This is a genomic window from Burkholderia sp. Bp9004 (assembly GCF_003858025.1).
In the GTDB taxonomy this organism is placed as follows: domain Bacteria; phylum Pseudomonadota; class Gammaproteobacteria; order Burkholderiales; family Burkholderiaceae; genus Burkholderia; species Burkholderia diffusa.
In genome coordinates, this window is the sequence record NZ_QTQD01000004.1 from 252,945 (window position 1) to 270,322 (window position 17,378).

The 17,378-nt window shown below is 69.1% G+C and carries 13 protein-coding genes; 6 read left to right on the forward strand and 7 right to left on the reverse strand.

Features of this window, described 5'->3' with window-relative positions; translation table 11 throughout:
• Window positions 1-8 precede the first annotated feature (8 nt).
• Entirely contained in the window at window positions 9-1,256 is a 1,248-nt protein-coding gene (locus tag DIE08_RS07205) for a YbfB/YjiJ family MFS transporter (RefSeq protein ID WP_124901439.1), read from the reverse strand.
• Window positions 1,257-1,759: 503 nt separating this feature from the next.
• On the opposite strand from DIE08_RS07205, the gene DIE08_RS36060 reads away from it, so the two are divergent.
• Window positions 1,760-1,882: a hypothetical protein gene (locus DIE08_RS36060; RefSeq protein WP_006752127.1), complete on the forward strand. Its 123-nt coding sequence runs from the start codon at window positions 1,760-1,762 to the stop codon at window positions 1,880-1,882.
• 58 nt (window positions 1,883-1,940) lie between these two features.
• Entirely contained in the window at window positions 1,941-2,894 is a 954-nt protein-coding gene (locus DIE08_RS07210) for a leucyl aminopeptidase (RefSeq protein WP_124901440.1), read from the forward strand.
• A gap of 8 nt (window positions 2,895-2,902) precedes the next feature.
• Here the strand turns inward: DIE08_RS07210 and DIE08_RS07215 are convergent, their stop codons facing one another.
• Together DIE08_RS07215 and DIE08_RS07220 are read right to left on the reverse strand one after the other, a co-directional pair.
• Window positions 2,903-3,412, reverse strand: coding sequence for a GNAT family N-acetyltransferase (locus tag DIE08_RS07215; RefSeq protein ID WP_124901441.1), 510 nt, complete (start codon window positions 3,410-3,412; stop codon window positions 2,903-2,905).
• 76 nt (window positions 3,413-3,488) lie between these two features.
• Window positions 3,489-4,532 (reverse strand): AraC family transcriptional regulator, encoded by a 1,044-nt coding sequence (locus tag DIE08_RS07220; RefSeq protein WP_124901442.1) that lies wholly within the window; start codon window positions 4,530-4,532, stop codon window positions 3,489-3,491.
• Window positions 4,533-4,896: 364 nt separating this feature from the next.
• On the opposite strand from DIE08_RS07220, the gene DIE08_RS07225 reads away from it, so the two are divergent.
• Both DIE08_RS07225 and DIE08_RS07230 read left to right on the forward strand, forming a co-directional pair.
• On the forward strand, window positions 4,897-6,624 hold the full coding sequence (locus tag DIE08_RS07225; protein ID WP_124901443.1) for a GMC family oxidoreductase: 1,728 nt from the start codon (window positions 4,897-4,899) through the stop codon (window positions 6,622-6,624).
• Window positions 6,611-9,091 carry an alpha/beta hydrolase fold domain-containing protein gene (locus DIE08_RS07230; RefSeq protein WP_124901444.1) on the forward strand — a complete coding sequence of 827 codons (2,481 nt, stop codon included), beginning with the start codon at window positions 6,611-6,613 and terminating at the stop codon, window positions 9,089-9,091. The genes DIE08_RS07225 and DIE08_RS07230 overlap by 14 nt, the downstream gene beginning before the upstream one ends.
• Before the next feature lie 179 nt (window positions 9,092-9,270).
• Here DIE08_RS07230 and DIE08_RS07235 read toward each other — a convergent pair whose 3' ends face one another.
• Both DIE08_RS07235 and DIE08_RS07240 read right to left on the reverse strand, forming a co-directional pair.
• Window positions 9,271-11,289, reverse strand: coding sequence for an LssY C-terminal domain-containing protein (locus DIE08_RS07235; protein ID WP_124901445.1), 2,019 nt, complete (start codon window positions 11,287-11,289; stop codon window positions 9,271-9,273).
• 102 nt (window positions 11,290-11,391) lie between these two features.
• Complete coding sequence (locus DIE08_RS07240) at window positions 11,392-11,844, reverse strand: hypothetical protein (protein WP_124620809.1); 453 nt, start codon at window positions 11,842-11,844, stop codon at window positions 11,392-11,394.
• 281 nt (window positions 11,845-12,125) lie between these two features.
• Here DIE08_RS07240 and DIE08_RS07245 point away from each other — a divergent pair, with 281 nt between their 5' ends.
• Complete coding sequence (locus tag DIE08_RS07245) at window positions 12,126-12,773, forward strand: response regulator transcription factor (protein ID WP_124901446.1); 648 nt, start codon at window positions 12,126-12,128, stop codon at window positions 12,771-12,773.
• On the forward strand, window positions 12,770-14,566 hold the full coding sequence (locus DIE08_RS07250) for a sensor histidine kinase (RefSeq protein WP_124901447.1): 1,797 nt from the start codon (window positions 12,770-12,772) through the stop codon (window positions 14,564-14,566). Before DIE08_RS07245 ends, DIE08_RS07250 begins: the two co-directional genes overlap by 4 nt.
• 150 nt (window positions 14,567-14,716) lie before the next feature.
• Here the strand turns inward: DIE08_RS07250 and DIE08_RS07255 are convergent, their stop codons facing one another.
• A complete protein-coding gene (locus DIE08_RS07255; protein ID WP_124901448.1) occupies window positions 14,717-16,036 on the reverse strand; it encodes an MFS transporter in 1,320 nt (439 codons plus the stop codon).
• Window positions 16,037-16,149: 113 nt separating this feature from the next.
• Window positions 16,150-17,166, reverse strand: a complete 1,017-nt coding sequence (locus DIE08_RS07260; RefSeq protein ID WP_059601225.1) for an ABC transporter substrate-binding protein — start codon at window positions 17,164-17,166, stop codon at window positions 16,150-16,152.
• Window positions 17,167-17,378: the final 212 nt, after the last annotated feature.

The following is a 17,378-nucleotide window of genomic DNA, read 5'->3' on the forward strand; positions in this document are numbered from 1 at the left end:
GCGCAGGGCTACGCCGAGCGCAACGCGCGCTGTCCCGCCGCGAGCGCCGCGCCCGCGAACAGCGTCAGCGCCGAATACACGAGCCCGCGCGCGAGCCCCGCGCTGTCGGATACCCAGCCGATCGCGACGGGCCCGGCGATCTGCCCGAACGCGAAGATCGTCGTGAACGCGCTGATGCCCTTCGCCCAGCCTTCCGGCGACAGATTGTGGCGCACGAACGCGGTCGTCGACGCGACCGCCGACAGGAACGTCGCGCCGAACAGCACGCCCGACGCGAACGCAGCCGCCGGATGCGCGAACAGCGCCGGCATCAGCGTCGCCACGCCGAGCAACGCATTGAGCACGGCCAGCGCCTGGCCGCCGTGCATCCGGTCGAGCAACCCCGACCACAGCCGCGCCGACACGATGGTCGCGACGCCGAGCATCACGTAGAACGCGGACACGACCGTGCCGCTCATCCCTGTGCCGCGCAGCAGCGCGACGATGAACGTCATGTAGCCGATATAGCCGACGCCGAACAGTCCGTAGCCCGCGAGCGCGAGCGCGAAGCGCGCGGGGCTCGCGCTCGCCGCCGGCGCGGCGCCGTCGCGCCGCACGGCCGGTGCCGCGTGCGCATGCTCGATGCGACGCGCCGCCGCCACGGCGATCGCCGAGAACAGCACGCACGCGACCGCGAGCGCGAACCATGCGGGTTGCCATCCGTGCGTGCGATGTACGAGCGTCGCGGGCACGAGCAGCGACGACGCGACGATGCCCCACCCCGTGCCGCCGTAATAGAGCCCGAGCAGCAGCCCCGCATCGCGCGGCGACGCGGACGCGAGCCGCGCCGCCAGCACGCCGCCGCTGATGAAGATCAGCGCGCTGCCGACGCCTGTCGCGAGCCGTTCGACGAGCAGCGCGTTCATGTCGGACGAGAACCCGCATGCGGCCATCAGCACCGCGGTCAGCGCGCAGCCGGCCGCCAGCAGCGTGCCGGTGCGCCAGCGCCGAGACAGGAACGGGAAGACGAGCGCGCCGATCAGGTAGCCGGCCGCGTTCGCGGTGTTCAACGCGCCGGCCTGCGCGAAGCTCCAGCCGAGATCGACCTTCATCGGCGGAAGCAGCAACGCATACGAAAAGCGCGCGAGGCCGAGCGCGATCGCGCTGCCGAGCGACAGGCAGATCGCGAGCCGCCATGCTGCCATCCGGTCGGATTCGGTGGCGCCGGCATGCGGCCCTGCTCGGCCGGCGTGCTCCGGTTGCGGCGCTGCGCGCATCGCATGTCTCCATCGTGGTTCGAATCGTGCCGCCGCGACGGCGGTGCGCGCGCGGCTGCGGCCCGCACGCGAAGTCGTCAGATGGTGCCAGAAAATCGTGGCAGCCGCCGGAGCCGGCTCGTCGACTGCTTGCGCACAATTCGCATGGACACCAGCCGCGTGCGCATCGTTCGCGAATGATGAAAACCGAAACGATCGACGCGATTGCACTCGCAATTTAAATAAATCACATGAATGAATTCATCATTGACGGGCTCGATATTCAAAAAAATAATCCACGACCTTCACGATCCGATTCATTCGCCTTCATTGCGCGATATGCAGCGAACCCGCTTGTTTAGCACACCACAGCTAAAAACGATGCAACGCGTTGCATTCGTTAAATCATCAGACTAATATCGACGCCACTCGCCCGGTATTCAAAAAAATTCCGGACGAGCGGCGGTAATCCCTTTACCGCGCTTTCATGTTGAATCGCTCATGTTCACCACAGGAGAATTGACATGCAGGAAACCCGGCAGATCGAATTGCTTGACTGGATGCAGGAAGACACGCACCCCGAGGCCGTCGACATGATGGTCGAGGATGCCGTGGTGCCGTTCGGCACCGCGCTCTGGCCAGTCTGAGCGGCCAGCCCGTTCCCGCGGAAGGGCCGCGGCCCTTCCGCCGCTTCCGGAGACACGCATGCTGAACCTGCACCGCGCGCTCGGCTGTCACCCGGCGCTGCGCGACAAGCTCGCACGCGGCGAAACGGGCAAACTCCTGGTCGGTTACGACACCCGCAACCGCGACGTCGCGTTGCGCGCGTTTTCCGCCCTGCCCGACTCGTTCGACGCGACGACCCTCTGCCTCGAAACCACCCCGCCCGCCGACATCGCCGCCGCGCTCGCGCGCGCGGATCTGTTCGTGCTGCTGTACGACTCGTCGTGCCTGCCGACACCGTCGCCGAGCGGCCCGCCGTTCCTGGCCGCGATCCGTCCCGCGATCGTCGAGCACTGGAGCAAGTCGGTACTGTTCAAGGATTACGGCCCACATCTCGACGAAGCGTTCGCCGAATCGCTCGACGACATCGCCGCGCGCAACGGCCGGCTGATCGAAGCGGCCGCGCGCGCATCGCAGATCCGCTTCATCGACGAAGCCGGCAACACGCTGACCGGCTCGCTTTCACCGGACCAGAAATGGACGAGCGTGGACGGGATGGGCAATCTCGACGTCGTGCCCGGCGAGATCGCGACGCACGTCACCGACCTGCACGGCTCGATCGTATTCAGCGGCACGTTCCTCGGCACCGTGCCGTTCGCGATCAAGTACCGCGTGACGGAGCGGCTCGCGACGCTGCACGTCGAAGACAGCCTGATCGTCGATTTCGACAGCGACGACGCGGGCTTCCGGCGCGACTTCGCGTCGTACCTCGACCGGCATGACAATCACCGGCGCATCGAAGAATTCGGCATCGGCACGAATCTGGGCATCCGCGCGCTGTACGGCCGCAACGCCGGGTTCGAGGAACGCCATCCGGGGCTGCATCTCGGCCTCGGCGGCGGCGCGAACGGCAGCCACCACCTCGACCTGATCTTCGCGCGCGGCACGCTCGCGTTCGACGAGCGGATCGTGTTCGACGGCGCGTTCGCCGTCTGACTGTCGAATCAGGCTTCGGCGGCCGCCGTGTCGCCGAGCCACTTGTACATCACCAGGCAATCGACGAAGCCGAGCCGCGCGTGGCGATACGCGCGCGGCAAGCGGCCGACGATCTCGAAGCCGAGCTTCTGCCACAGCGCCACCGCCACCTCGTTCGTCGCGACCACCGAATTGAACTGCATTGCAAGAAAGCCGCGTTCGCGCGCCACCTGCTGCGAGTGCTCGCACATCAGGCGGGCGACGCCCTTGCCGCGCGCGGCCTCGCCAACCATATACCCGCAGTTGCACACGTGATTGCCGGGCCCGGCCGCGTTCGCCTTCAGGTAGTACGAGCCGAGCAGCACGCCATCCTCCTCGGCGACCCACGTGCAGAGCGGCGCGTCGAGCCACTGCGCGCGAGCGGCCTCCCGCGTCGTCGCCGGATCGAATGCATAGGTCTCCTGCGCGGTGACGATTGCGTGGTACGTGGGCCAGAAGCGGGGGAAATCGTCTTCGGTCATCGGGCGAAGCGTGATCATGCGGGTTCTCTCGTGAAGGGATCGGGGAATGCGCGCGTGCGAGCCGACGCGCGTGGCGCGACACGGCGTCGGAGCGTCATTGCGGGCCACCGTCGCGCAACAGGCCGCTGCGATAAGCGCCCGGCGGCACGCCATACCAGCGCTTGAACGCCTGCGAGAAACTCGACAGGTCGCTGAAGCCGAGCCGCTCGGCCACCTCCGTCAGCGACAAGTGCGCATCGCCGAGCAGCGTCTCGGCCATCATGCCGCGCGCCTGCGCGAGCAGCACCCGGAACGTCGTGCCTTCTTCCTGCAGACGGCGCTTCAGCGTGCGCGGGCTCGTGCTCATCAGCCGCGCCATGTCCTCGAGCGAGAACGGCACGTTACCGGGCGCCGCCGTCAAATATTGCCGCACCATCTCCGACGTGCCGACCCGCGCGCGCCGCGCGTCGACCAACTGGCTGCACATCTGCTCGCACATCGAAACCGTCAGCGGGTTCGCATGCGGCAGCGGCCGATCGAGAAACGCGCGATCGAATGCAAGGCTGTTCGCGCGCGCGCCGAACGCAGGCTCGACGCCGGCGATGCGCAGCACGGGCGTGGAAGCGGACGCGCTCGTCGCACGAGCAGCCTGCATGGTGAAGCGCGACAACGCGAAATCGCCCCCGCCGATCTCCTGCAGCAGCACGGCCGCGGCCGCCATGTCGCGCTCGACGAGGAACCGGCTCAGGCTGGCATCGAGCTCAGGCGCGCCGAAATTCAGCACACCCGTCTCCGGCTCCTCGCGGTACGTGATCACCGTGAACGCATACGTGAGGGGCAGGAAGCGCATCGCGAGCGCCAGCGCGTCGCGCGCGGTCGCGCTCGCGATCAGCCCGTAGCCCCACACGCCGTACGCGGAGAAGTGATAGCGCTGTCCGACCTCGAACCCGAGGCCCGGCGCGCGCCCGAGCGCGCGCAGCAGGTTGCCGGTCAACCGCAGTTCCTGCGCGGCCGTCACCTCGACCTTCGGATCGTCGAGCTGCGCGTCCACGAGGCCCGTGCCGGCCAGCAACTTCGTGCGCGGCACGCCGCGTTCGTCGCCGAAATCGACCAGCAGCCGCGCGCTGGCCGGACTCCGGGTGAAGTCCCAGAAGCTCATGCGGAGAAACCCTCGAAGCGCCGATTTGGCCCAAATACTAAAACAATTGTCCCCAAGCAGCATTGGTGTTTTCCCATGCGGCCCGCACCATCGGCGTCATCAGTCGTCGCGTGAACGACGCCAACGCCCCCCCCGGAGGAGACACCATGCGACCGAGTCGCCCATCCGACCTCGCCGCCCGCTTCGAACCCCCGCGCAACGCATTCGACCGCTGGCATCGCGGACCACGCTCGCGCGCGCGGCACGAGTCCCGCAACGACACCGGGCGCCGCAGCCGCAGCGCGCCGTCCGACAGGCGCTTCGACCCGCCGCTGCACGCGCAGGCGTGCAGCGCGTGAACCATCGACCATCGGGAGACGATTTCATGAGCACAACGTTCGATTACATCGTCGTCGGCGGCGGTTCGGGCGGCTGCGTCGTCGCGGGGCGCCTCACCGAGGACCCGGCCGTCACCGTCTGCATGCTCGAGGCCGGCGGCCGCGGCGACAACGCGATCGTCAACGCGCCGACCGGCGCGGTCGTGATGCTGCCGACCCGCGTGAACAACTGGGCTTTTGACACGGTGCCGCAGCCGGGGCTCGGCGGGCGCATCGGCTATCAGCCGCGCGGCAAGGCGCTCGGCGGTTCGTCCGCGATCAACGCGATGGTCAACATTCGCGGCCATCGCGTCGATTACGACGGCTGGGCCGCGCTCGGCAACGAAGGCTGGTCCTACGACGACGTGCTGCCGTACTTCCGCCTGAGCGAGCACAACGAGCGCTTCGACGACGCCTTTCACGGCCGCGACGGCCCGTTGTGGGTCAGCGACCTGCGCACCGGCAACCCGTTCCATGCGCGCTACCTGGAAGCGGCGCGACAGGCCGGCCTGCCGCTCACCGACGACTTCAACGGCGCGCAACAGGAAGGCGTCGGCCTGTACCAGGTCACGCAGAAGCACGGCGAGCGGTGGAGCGCAGCGCGCGCATACCTGCTGCCGCACATCGGCCGCCGCGACAACCTGACGGTCGAAACGCACGCGCAGGTGCTGCGCATCCTGTTCGACGGCACGCGCGCGACGGGTGTCGAGGTGCGGCAGCGCGGCGAGGTTCGCACGCTGCGCGCGCGGCGCGAAATCGTGCTTGCGGCGGGCGCGCTGCAGACGCCGCAGCTGCTGATGCTGTCGGGCGTCGGTCCGGCCCGTGAACTGCAGCGGCTCGGCATTCCGGTGCGAACCGACCTGCCCGGCGTCGGCCGCAACCTGCAGGATCATCCGGACTTCATCCTCGGCTACCGCGTGCGCGGCGTCGACACGATGGGCGTGTCCGCGCGCGGCGGCCTGCGCATGCTGCGCGAGTTCGCGAGTTTTCGCCGCGAACGGCGCGGGATGCTGACGTCGAATTTCGCGGAAGGTGGCGGCTTCCTCAAGACGCGGCCCGGCCTCGATGCGCCCGACATCCAGTTGCACTTCGTCGTCGCGCTCGTCGACGATCATGCGCGCCGGCTGCATGCCGGTCACGGGCTGTCGTGCCACGTGTGCCTGCTGCGGCCGCGCAGCCGCGGCTCGGTCACGCTGCGCAGCGCCGATCCGCTCGCCGCGCCGCGCATCGACCCCGCGTTCTTCGACGATCCGCGCGACCTCGACGACATGGTCGCCGGCTTCCGGCTCACGCGCACGCTGATGGAAGCACCGGCGCTCGCCGAATGGGTCACGCGCGACATGTTCACCGCGAACGTGACGACCGACGACGAGATCCGCGACGTGCTGCGCCGGCGCACCGACACCGTGTATCACCCGGTCGGCACGTGCCGGATGGGACACGACGCGCTCGCGGTCGTCGATCCGCAATTGCGCGTGCATGGCGTCACGGGGCTGCGCATCGTCGATGCGTCCGTCATGCCGACGCTGATCGGCGGCAATACCAATGCGCCGACGATCATGATCGCCGAGAAGGCCATCGACCTGATTCGAGACGTGCGGCGCGTGCCGGCACGATCATCCGCCAACGCGGAATGCGAAGCGGCGCTTGCGCCAGCGCATGGCGATGCCGTTCCTGCATCGTGTGATTCGCACGATGCGATTCATACCGAGGAGACCCGCCATGTCGTCGCCTGAAGCCTCCCGTTTCGCCGAACCGGCCGCGCCGCTGTCGGCGATCATCATCGGCGCCGGCTTCGCCGGCATCGGCATGGCGATCGCATTGCAACGCGCCGGCATTCGCGACTTCGTGATCGTCGAACGCTCGCACGACGTCGGCGGCGTGTGGCGCGACAACCGCTACCCGGGCGCCGCGTGCGACGTGCCCTCGCATCTGTACTCGTTCTCGTTCGAGCCCAACCCGGACTGGTCGCGCGTATTCGCGCCGCAGCCCGAAATCCATGCGTACTTGCAACATTGCGCGCGCAAGTACGGCCTCGCGCGCCATCTGCGTTTCGGCGCCGACGTCCAGCGCGCGCAGTATGACGAGGCCCGTGCGTTGTGGCACGTCACGCTCGCCGACGGCACGACGCTCAGCACCGCCATGCTCGTCAGCGGCACGGGACAATTGAGCCGCCCGGCGATGCCCGACCTGCCCGGCATCGACACGTTTCGCGGCCGCGCTTTCCACTCCGCGCACTGGGATCACGACTATCCGCTCGCGGGCAAGCGCGTCGCCGTGGTCGGCACCGGCGCATCGGCGATCCAGTTCGTGCCCGCGATCGCCGGCGACGTCGAGCGCCTCGTCGTGTTCCAGCGTTCGCCGGCCTACGTGATGCCGCGTCCGGACCGCGCGTATCGTCCGTGGGAGCGGGCGCTGTTCCGCCGGCTGCCGTGGGCAATGAAGCTGCATCGCGCGTCGATCTACGTGCGCTATGAATCGCGTGCGATCGCGTTCACGCGGCTGCACGGGCTGATGGATGTCGCGGTCGGCCGGCCGTTTCTCAAGCTGCTCGCGCGCGACGTGTGCGACCCTGCGCTGCGCGAACGGCTGACGCCCGACTATCCGATCGGCTGCAAGCGGATCCTGCTGTCGAGCGACTACCTCGGCGCGATCGACCGCGACAATGTCGAGCTCGTCACGCAGCGCATCCGGCGCGTGACCGAGACCGGCATCGAGACCGACGACGGCGCGCATCATCCGGTCGACGCGATCGTCTACGGCACCGGTTTCGCGGCGACCGCGTTCCTGTCGCCGATGCGCATCACCGGCCGCGACGGCCTCGACCTGAACGACGCCTGGCGACGCGGCGCGCAGGCGTATCTCGGGCTCACGGTGCCAGGCTTCCCGAACTTCTTCATGCTGTACGGCCCGAACACCAACCTCGGCCACAACTCGATCGTCTACATGCTCGAAAGCCAGATCGCGCACGTGATGCGCTGCGTGCGCGCGCTGCGGCGCGACGGCGCACGCGCGATCGACGTCGATCCGCGCCGCTACCGGCGCTACAACACGCACGTGCAGCAGCGGCTCGACGGCTCGGTGTGGAGCGGCTGCAAGAGCTGGTACGTCGATGCGTCCGGCCACAACAGCACGAACTGGCCCGGCTTCACGCTGACCTATCGATGGATCACGCGCTTCACGGGACTGTCCGCGTACCGCTTCACGCAGCCGCTGCCCGACACCGCCACGCCGGCACACGGCGCCGTCACGCCGACGCACGGCACCGTTATCGCGCCGCCCGCCGGCCGCGTGGAAGCGCTTGCCGCCGCGTCGTTGCGCGGTTTCCTGCGCGTCGCGTTCCGGCCGCTGATCGGGCCGCCGTTCGGCGCGCGCATGCAGCGCCGCGTCGTCGCGTTGCTGTCGCCGCTGATGCCGGGTGCGAGCGGCACGCTGCGCTACCGGACGTCCGCCGCCGGCGTGCCGGTCGAAGTGATCGCGCCGAAGCACGGCGACGCGGGCGGCGCGATCCTCTACCTGCACGGCGGCGCGTTCTGTCTCGGCGGCCCCCATACCCATCGCGGCGTGACGACCCGGCTCGCGGCCGAAGCCGGCCTGCCGGTGTGGGTACCCGACTATCGGCTCGCGCCCGAGCATCCGAGCCCGGCGGCGTTGAACGACGCGCTGGCCGCATACGACGCGTTGCGCGTGCAGGGCTACGCGCCGCACCGGATCGTGATTGCGGGCGATTCGGCCGGCGGCGCGCTCGCGCTGGCACTGGCCATCGCGCTGCGCGAGCGCGGCGAGCCGGCCGCGGCCGCGCTGCTGCTGATCTCGCCCGTGACCGACCCGACGCTGGGTGGCGAGACGCTCGCATCGCGCCGCCACGACGATCCGATGATCCGGCGCGGCTGGCTCGAGCAGGGGTTGCGCTGGTATCACGGCGCAGGCTCGGCTGCGGCGCGCGGCCCGCTCGACACCGATTTGCGCGGCTTGCCGCCGATGCTGGTGCAGGCCGGCGATCAGGAAGTGCTGCTGTCGGATGCGCAGCGACTCGCGACGCATGCGCTCGCCTGCGGCGTGCCGTGCCGGCTCGAGATTCATACCGCGCGCTGGCACGTATTTCATCTGCAGGCGTTTTACCTGCGCTCGGCGCGGGACGCGTTGCGCACGCTGGCAGGGTTTGCTGCGCAGCGGGTAGCGGCGACGGCGACGACGCCGTGAAGTTCCGGCGTTGCCGGCAAGTGCTTCACGCTTGGCGAATACACGACCGGCGTGCACATGGACATGCCCGTTGCGTGGGGCAACCCGATCGACTTCTGCTCGAGGCACTCAAGACGGTCGGCCTGCGCCTGTCCGTCGTCCCCGCGCAACCGGCGCACGCCCGATGCGCCGCACGCGCTTCAAGGCTGCACCATCCACACGAGCAGCATCGCGGCCGGCGCCGCGCTCATCCCCGCAGGCGGCTGCTCGATCGTCGGCTCGATCTTCAGCGCCTGCGCGATCGTCGCCGCATCGTCGACGGTCGTCGTGCGCACGATCGTCATCAGTCGCGCGGGCCGATGCAGCGTCTCGCGATACAGCGCGCCGTACCACAGCGGCCGCGTGCCGAGCGCGTCCTGCAGCACATACGGATAACGCCACAGCCGCAGTACGAGGCGGCTGTCCGGACGGGCCGGATCGACACGCACGAACACCCGGCGCGTGCTTTGGCCATGCGTGTAGCGCGGCAGCACGGGCAGCGCATCGGCCGGCGCCTGCGGCAGCAGCCAGCGCAGTGTCGTGGCGGGCGACCACGGCGTCGCGCGCTGCCAGCCGGCCAGCGACAGATGGCGATCGAGCGTGTCCGACGTCGCGCACCATTGCAGCGGCAGATATTCCTCGCGATCGCCGCCGATCTCGGAGCGCCGCGTCGGCACGCGCTGCCACCCGCCCCGCAGCCACTGATCGACGGTCATCGCGACGACGTCGCCCACGTGCGGACGCGCCGCCCGATCGAGCTGCCATTGCGCGGGCACGGTCCAGACGCCGGTCGTCGCGAGCACGACGAGCACCGCGACGAGTGCGCCCCGCGGCTGCACGTGCTCGCGCACGCGCCAGTACGAATAAGCGCCCGCCAGCATCGCGAACCACGCGAGCCCGAGGCTCCAGCCGCCGAGCAAGCCCGACAACCACGTATCGCCGACGTACAGTCGCGCGAAACCACCGAGCACGATCCACAGCACGACCGCCGTCACGACCGGGATGCGCCACAGCGCCGGCCGGTCGCGCGTGAGCACCCAGCCGATGCCGCTGCTCGCGAGCATCGCGAACGCCGCATCGGCGTCGGGCAGCGGCACGTGCAGCGCGCCGGGCGGCAGGTTCGCGGGCATCGTGCCGGGCAAGCCGGCGCCGAACGCCGGCACGAGCACGACCGCGATGCCGACCGTCGCGAGCCACCACGCGGACGTCACCCAGCAGCGATGGATCATCAGCCAGACGAGAAATGCGGCCGCGACGATCAGCCCGGTATCGTGTCCGTGCAGCACCGCAAGCGCGCGCATCGCGGCATCCACGGGCGGCGTGCGCAGGTTCTGCAGGAACGCATACAGCGCGATGTCGGCGTGCATCAGCGGATCGTTCGCGACGACGTCCTGAACGATGCCGGCAAACAGCCACACGCAGCCGACGAACAGCAGCGCGAACACAGGCACCGCGCCCGGCAGGCGGCGCACGCGCACGAACATGTCGTGCACCCGCGCGCCGAACCGCGGCCAGCGGCGTATGCACGCGTACATGGCCGCGACGAGCGCGTGGTGCAGCAGCGGCCAGCCGCGCCGCAGCGCGACACGCACGCCGATCCACACGAGCGCGACCAGCGCGGCGACCACCAGCAGAATCGCGGCGACCCGCACGCTGATCGCCGCGGCCAGCAGCGCCGACGCGCCGAACAGGATGCCCGGCGCGATGTGCACCGGCGCCCAGATCAGCGCCGACACGACGTTGACCGGATAGAACGACCGGCGCGGCAGCGTCGCGCACCCCACGACCACCGGCACGACCGCGCGCACTGGCGCCAGGAAGCGCGCGAGCACGATGCTCTTCGTGCCGTGGCGCAGCACGAACTGCTCGCCGCGCGCATACGCATCCGCGTAGCCCAGCCGGACCCATCCATTCCGGATCGCACCGCCGTAGTGGCGTCCGAGCTCGTAGCTGATCCCGTCGCCGACGATCGCGCCGGCGGCCGCGACGCCGACGACCGTCCAGCCGTCGAGCGCGCCCGCGCCAATCAGCGTGCCGGCCGCGAACATCACGGCACCGGCCGGCACGACCGTGCCGATCAACGCGATCGCCTCGGCACAGGCCGTGGCGAACACGATCGCCAGCACCAGCGCCGGGTGCGCGCCAATCGCACTGAGCCACGCGTGGATCGTGGCGCTCATCGCGGGCCGCGCGGCGTGGCGGCGCGACGGTTCCGCATCGGGCCGGCGATGGCGTGAGGAAGGTTCATTGGCTTGTGTGCGCGTTCGCGCCGGCCGGTGGCGTCAGTCGAACTCGTGCTGCCGCGCGTCGGCCTCGAGCGGCGCGTCGTGGTAGCCGACGGTCGCGATCTCGTGCAGATAGCGCGCGAGAAACGCGCCGATCGACCCGGCTTCCTCGTACTGATGCACATGGCGGAATTCGTGCGTGAGCAGGCGTCGCGTGTCGTGGCCGCGCAGCACGAACACCGCATGGCCGAGCGTGAGGCCGATCGTCCCCGGCGACAGCAGACCGGTGTCGCGCGCGATCGCGCCCAGCGCCGGCGTGTCGGGGAACGGCAGCCGGTCGGCGACCACGACGCGGATTCGCTCCGGTTGCGCGACGCCCACGGTACGCGCGTCGTCGGCCTGCGCAGGCGTCAGCGGCACGCCCCGTGCGAGCCCGTGAGCCGCCTGCGCGTCGGCCCACGCGACGGCGGCGGGCAACGCGGACGGCAGGATGTCGGCAAGATCGATCATCGTGGCGGCTCCTCGGGTCTGGACGATGCAATCGGGCACCAGTTTATCCCTGAATCAGGGTGGGCCGCGAGGCACGCCGTCTGCCCGGCCGTGACGATTCCTCGGGAATACCCTCCCCGTCTGCCCCTACCGCCCGAGCCATTTCACGACGATTATTTCGCTTCAAGACACATTCACCCCCAGATGTCTCAAAAATGTCCCGCGGGAGCACCACTTCCCGATTCGGCGGCATATATTGATCAGAAGAACCGCCGCCGCGTTATCCAAAAGAGGGCCGCTAGATGATCAGGGTAATTCTGGCTGACGATCACGCAGTCATGCGAGACGGACTGCGTCACATCCTGGAAACGGCCGGCGGTTTCGAGATCGTCGGCGAGGCGAGCGACGGCGCGGCCACGCTCGCGCTGGCCGAGCGTTGCGCCGCCGACGTGCTGCTGCTCGACCTGTCGATGCCCGCGCCGACCGGTATCGAGCTGATCCGGCTAGTCAAGACGCAGGTGCCATCGCTGCGCATGCTGGTGCTGACGATGCACGCGGAAACGCAGTACGCGGCGCGCACGTTCAAGGCCGGCGCGACCGGCTACCTGACGAAGGACAGCGCGACCGCCGAACTCGTCCAGGCCGTCACCAAGGTCGCGGCCGGAAGCGTGTACGTGAGCGCGTCGGCGGCCGAGAGCCTCGCGCGCACGATGCGCGCGCCGTACGAAATGCTGCCGCACGAGCGGTTGTCCGAGCGCGAACTCGACGTGATGCGCCGCATCGTCGCGGGCCAGACGGTCACGCGGATCGCGGCGGACCTCACGCTGAGCGCGAAGACGGTCAGCACTTACAAGACGCGCATCCTCGAGAAGATGGAGCTGCCGCACGAAGCCGCGCTGGTGCGCTACGCGATGCGCCACGATCTCGATCTCGGCATCGACGACGCATGATGCCCGCATTCCGCTTCCGCCCGGCCGCGGCCGATGACGACGACGCGTCGGAGCCGTCGCGCCTGTTCATGTCGTCGCTGCCGCCCGACCGGCGGGAGCGGCGGCTCGCGATTGCGACAGTCGTCGTGTCGGCCATGATCTTCATCGCCCTCGCGCCGTTCGCCGGCATGCCGCTTGCCCACGTGTCGGGCTTCATCCCCGTGTACCAGTCGGCGATCGTCGTCAACGACATGGTGACGGCCGGCCTGCTGCTCGGCCAGTACGCGATCCTGCGCGAGAAATCGCTGCTCGCGCTCGCCGGCGGCTACCTGTTCACGGGCTTCATGGCCGGCACGCACATGCTGACCTTTCCGGGGCTGTTCGCGCCGACAGGCCTGCTCGGTGCAGGTGAACAGACCACCGCGTGGCTTTATCTGTTCTGGCACGGTGGCTTTCCGCTGGCAGTCGCCGCATACGCGCTGCTGCGCGCGGCCCCGCGCGCGCATCCGCCGTCGCTCGAGCAGCGCCGCGCGGCGATTCCGCTGCTGCTTTGCATCGCCCTGACGGCCGGCGCGACCGGCGCGCTCGCACTGCTCGCGACCGCCGGCCACGACCTGCTGCCCCGCATCATGCAGGGCAACCGGATGGCCTCGACGATGACGAATGCGATCGCGGTCGTCTGGGCGCTGAATCTTGCCGCGCTCGTGCTGATGTGGCGGCAGCGGCGCCATCATTCCGTGCTCGACCTGTGGGTGATGATCGTGCTCGTCGCATGGCTGTTCGACATCGCGCTGTCGTCGATGCTGAACCACGGACGCTTCGACCTCGGCTTCTACGCCGGGCGGACCTACGGGCTCGTCGCGTCCGGTGTCGTGCTGTTCGCGCTGCTGTTCGAGAACGGCAGGCTGCATGCGCAGACGGTGCGCGCGCTGGCCGGCGCGCGCTATCAGCACCTGCTCGTCGTGCAGAAAAGCGCGCAGCTCAACGAGGCGAACGAACGGCTCGAGCAGCGCGTCGCGGCCCGCACCGCGCAGTTGAGCGCGTCGAACCGTGACCTGCGGCGCGAAGTCGAGGAGCGCGTGCGCGCGGAGCGGGCGCTGCAGGCGTCGCGCGAGGAGCTGCGCGAGATCGCGGCGATCAGCGCGAGCGCACGCGAGGCCGAACAGCGCCGCATCGCACGCGAACTGCACGACGAACTCGCGCAGACCCTCGCGACGCTGAAGAACGATCTCGAATGGCTGCTCGACCACGTGCCGCAGGACGATGCGACGCTGGCGCGCAAGATCGCGGCGATGCATGCGCTCGCCCGCGGCGCGGTGACGGCCACGCGGCGCATCGCGACGGACCTGCGCCCGCTGATGCTCGACGACCTCGGGTTTGCGGCCGCGATGCAATGGCTCGTGGAGGATTTCCGGCACCGACACGGCATGGCGTGCGCGCTGCACGTCGAGCCGGGCGAATTGCACCTCGACGAACCGTATGCGACGGCCGTGTTCCGCATCGCGCAGGAAGCGCTCGCGAACGTCGCGCGGCACGCGGCCGCGTCGAGCGCGACCGTGGCGCTCGTTTATCGTGACGAGACGATCACGCTGACGATTCGCGACGACGGTGCGGGATTCGATCCCGGTGCGCCGCGCAAGTCGGGATCGTTCGGGCTGGTCGGTTTGCGCGAGCGCGCGTATCTCGTCGGCGGCACGCTGCGGATCGATACGACGCTCGGCGAGGGAACGACGGTGGAGGTGGACATTCCGGTGGCGTCGGCGCATGTGGCGATCGCGCATGAAGCACCGGGGGCGTCGCGGACGCACGGGTAACGGTGAGGATGCAGCGGCGGAATGCCGCTGCGGGGGTCAGTCGTCGTCCTTTCCCGCTGGCGACGAACGGTCAGGATGGTGAGTTGTTCGAACGTTTTCGTCGATCGTCGCCACTCGCCCAATCAATTTCTATCGCCGCGCGAGCGGCTTTCAGCATCGTCCCAGGTTGGATCTGGACATCGCCCGCTCCGAGCGCGACCACGCGACCAGCGCGCCGACCCCGAGCAGTGCGAGGCACACGATCGGCACGATCATCGGGCCGAACGCGGTGCCCGTCACCTTGCCCGCGAACGGCATCAGGTTCTGGCTGAAGAAGCCGCCGAGGTTGCCGATCGAGTTGATCGCCGCGACGCTCGCCGCCGCACGCGCGCCGGTGAAGTAGCGCGGCGGCATCGACCAGAAGCAGGGATACAGCAGCGGGATGCACGCACCGCCGAGCACGAGCGCGATGAAGCGCAACGGCGTCGACGGCAGCACGAGGCTCAGCAGGAAGCCGAGCGCACCGAGCGCCGCGACGATCGCGATCGTGCGCAGGATGCTCTTCGCGCGGCGCAGCTTCGACGGCAGCCACAGCAGCAGCAATACCGCGAGCGCCCAAGGCAGCATGCTCAACAAGCCGTTCGTGCTGCTCGACACGCCGAACGACTTGACGATCGTCGGCAGCCAGTACGTGACGCCGTACAACGACGTCGACATCAGCATGTAGGTCGCCGCGAACAGCATCACGCGCGGATCGAGTAGCGCCTTCCACGGCTGGGCATGCTCGGCCTGCGCCGGCTTCTCGCGTTCGAGCGCGGCCGCGACGATCTGCTTCTCGCGTTCGTCGAGGAACGGTGCGTCGCGGAACGACGCCGGCAGCACGCGAAACACGACGATCGCGACGATCACCGCCGGGATGCCCGTCGCCACGAACACCCACTGCCAGCCCGCGAGCCCCCACACGCCGTTCAGGCCCAGCAGCACGCCGCCGACCAGCGAGCCGAGCATGTTCGCGAGCGCGCTGCCCAGCGTGAAGATGCCGAGCACCTTCGCGCGGTAGCTCTGCGGAAACCACAACGTCAGGTAATAGATCACGCCCGGATAGAAGCCGGCCTCCGCGATCCCGAGCAGGAAGCGCAGCGAACAGAACGCGGGCATCGACGTCGTGAAGCCCATCAGCACGGTGATGAGGCCCCACGTCAGCATGATCCGCGCAAGCCACACGCGTGCGCCATAGCGATGCAGCGCGAGCGTGCTCGGCACCTCGAACAGCAGGTAGCCGATGAAGAACAGCGACGACGCGAGACCGAACGCGGCCTCGGTCATCCCGAGGCTGTGCACCATCTGCAATTTCGCGAAGCCGACGTTCTGCCGGTCGATGAACGCGATCAGGAACATCACGACGAGGATGGGCAGCAGGCGCCGCGCCATCTTAGACATGATGCGCTGCTCTTCGGCGGACGCGGGGTCCAGGGTTTCGGTGGTATTCACTGCGGGCTCCTCCGTGAATCGGTTGCTTGTCGGTTGAATCGGCGCCGCGCGCGATGCACGCGCGGGCGCGGGGGTGATCGATGAAATCGGGGTCCGGCGACGGACGGCGGCGATCAGCCGGTCCGGTAGTCGTCGAGCATCGGCGCGAACATCTCGTGCCACGCGCGCGGCTTCGCCTTGATCGTGCCGGCGAGATACAGGAATTCGACGTAGTCCATCAGCTGGTTCGGCCGCACCGAGAAACGCGTGTCCGGCGCGGCGAGCATCTGCATCACGTCGTCGTGCGACACGCCGACACCCGACGAGGCCGCATACAGCGCGGCCGCCGCGCGCGGGTCCTGCGCGATCAGGCGGTTCGCTTCGTCGAGCGCGCCGAGAAATGCCGAGGCCAGCGCGGGTTCCGTATCGACGAGCCGCTTCGGCGCGAACACGACGTCGAGCGTCAGCGGGCCGAGCACGTCGACCGAATTCACGACGCGATGAATGCCCGGCTGCCGCAACTCGAGGGTCGAGAACGGCGGTGACGTGAAGTGCGCCGTGACGCCGTTCTCGCGGCGGATCAGCGCCTGCATCGCTTGCGGATGCGGCAGGTTCACGGTGATCGAATCGAGTTGCGCGAAATGCTTCGCGCCGAGCTGGCGGCTCGCGACCATCTGCAGCACGACCGCCGACAGCGACGTGCGGATGCCCGGTACGGCGATCCGGTCGGACGGCGTGAAGTCGCGCAGCGACGCGAGACCCGGCCGATTCGCATTGAGCGACAGCGACGTCGTGGACAATCCGCTGATGCCGATCACCTCGACGTTCGGAATCCCCCGTGCCCGCGCCCACAGCTCGATGAAGCCCGGCGCGCCGGCGCCCGCGAAATCGAGCGTGCCGGCCATCATCGCGTCGTTGACGGAATTGCCGCCGTCGAGCAGCACCCAGTCGACCGCGACCTCGCGCACGCCGTGCCGCGCCGCGTGCTGCTCGAACAAGCGCTGCTTCTCCATCACGAGCAGCGGCAGGTACAGCACGCCGTAGCCTTTCGAGATCCGCACCGTGCGCGGCTTCGCGCGCACCAGCGACGGTGCGGCAAGCATGCCGAGGCCGGCGGCGAGCAACGCGCGGCGGCGGGGCGACGTCGTCATGCGCACGCCTGCGTACCGCGGGCGGCAAGCGACGACGCGGCAGCCCGCGTCAGGCTTCGCCGTGCATTCGGCCGCGCCTTCGTCGTGCCCGTGACATGCTGCATGTTGCCGTCTCCTCTGGTATTAATGCCGTCATCGCTCGTTCCGGCTGAACACAGGTTATCGAGCGAGTCTGAGAAAATGCTGACATCCCGGCCTCGGGAAAACCCCTA

Excerpts from the sequence above, each read along its gene's own strand:
- DIE08_RS36060 (WP_006752127.1), top strand. The coding sequence starts at position 1,760 with ATGCAGGAAACCCGGCAGATCGAATTGCTTGACTGGATGCAGGAAGAC.
- DIE08_RS07240 (WP_124620809.1), bottom strand. The coding sequence starts at position 11,844 with ATGATCGATCTTGCCGACATCCTGCCGTCCGCGTTGCCCGCCGCCGTC.
- DIE08_RS07210 (WP_124901440.1), top strand. The coding sequence starts at position 1,941 with ATGCTGAACCTGCACCGCGCGCTCGGCTGTCACCCGGCGCTGCGCGAC.
- DIE08_RS07235 (WP_124901445.1), bottom strand. The coding sequence starts at position 11,289 with ATGAGCGCCACGATCCACGCGTGGCTCAGTGCGATTGGCGCGCACCCG.
- DIE08_RS07245 (WP_124901446.1), top strand. The coding sequence starts at position 12,126 with ATGATCAGGGTAATTCTGGCTGACGATCACGCAGTCATGCGAGACGGA.
- DIE08_RS07230 (WP_124901444.1), top strand. The coding sequence starts at position 6,611 with ATGTCGTCGCCTGAAGCCTCCCGTTTCGCCGAACCGGCCGCGCCGCTG.
- DIE08_RS07205 (WP_124901439.1), bottom strand. The coding sequence starts at position 1,256 with ATGCGCGCAGCGCCGCAACCGGAGCACGCCGGCCGAGCAGGGCCGCAT.
- DIE08_RS07220 (WP_124901442.1), bottom strand. The coding sequence starts at position 4,532 with ATGAGCTTCTGGGACTTCACCCGGAGTCCGGCCAGCGCGCGGCTGCTG.
- DIE08_RS07225 (WP_124901443.1), top strand. The coding sequence starts at position 4,897 with ATGAGCACAACGTTCGATTACATCGTCGTCGGCGGCGGTTCGGGCGGC.
- DIE08_RS07215 (WP_124901441.1), bottom strand. The coding sequence starts at position 3,412 with ATGATCACGCTTCGCCCGATGACCGAAGACGATTTCCCCCGCTTCTGG.
- DIE08_RS07250 (WP_124901447.1), top strand. The coding sequence starts at position 12,770 with ATGATGCCCGCATTCCGCTTCCGCCCGGCCGCGGCCGATGACGACGAC.
- DIE08_RS07260 (WP_059601225.1), bottom strand. The coding sequence starts at position 17,166 with ATGACGACGTCGCCCCGCCGCCGCGCGTTGCTCGCCGCCGGCCTCGGC.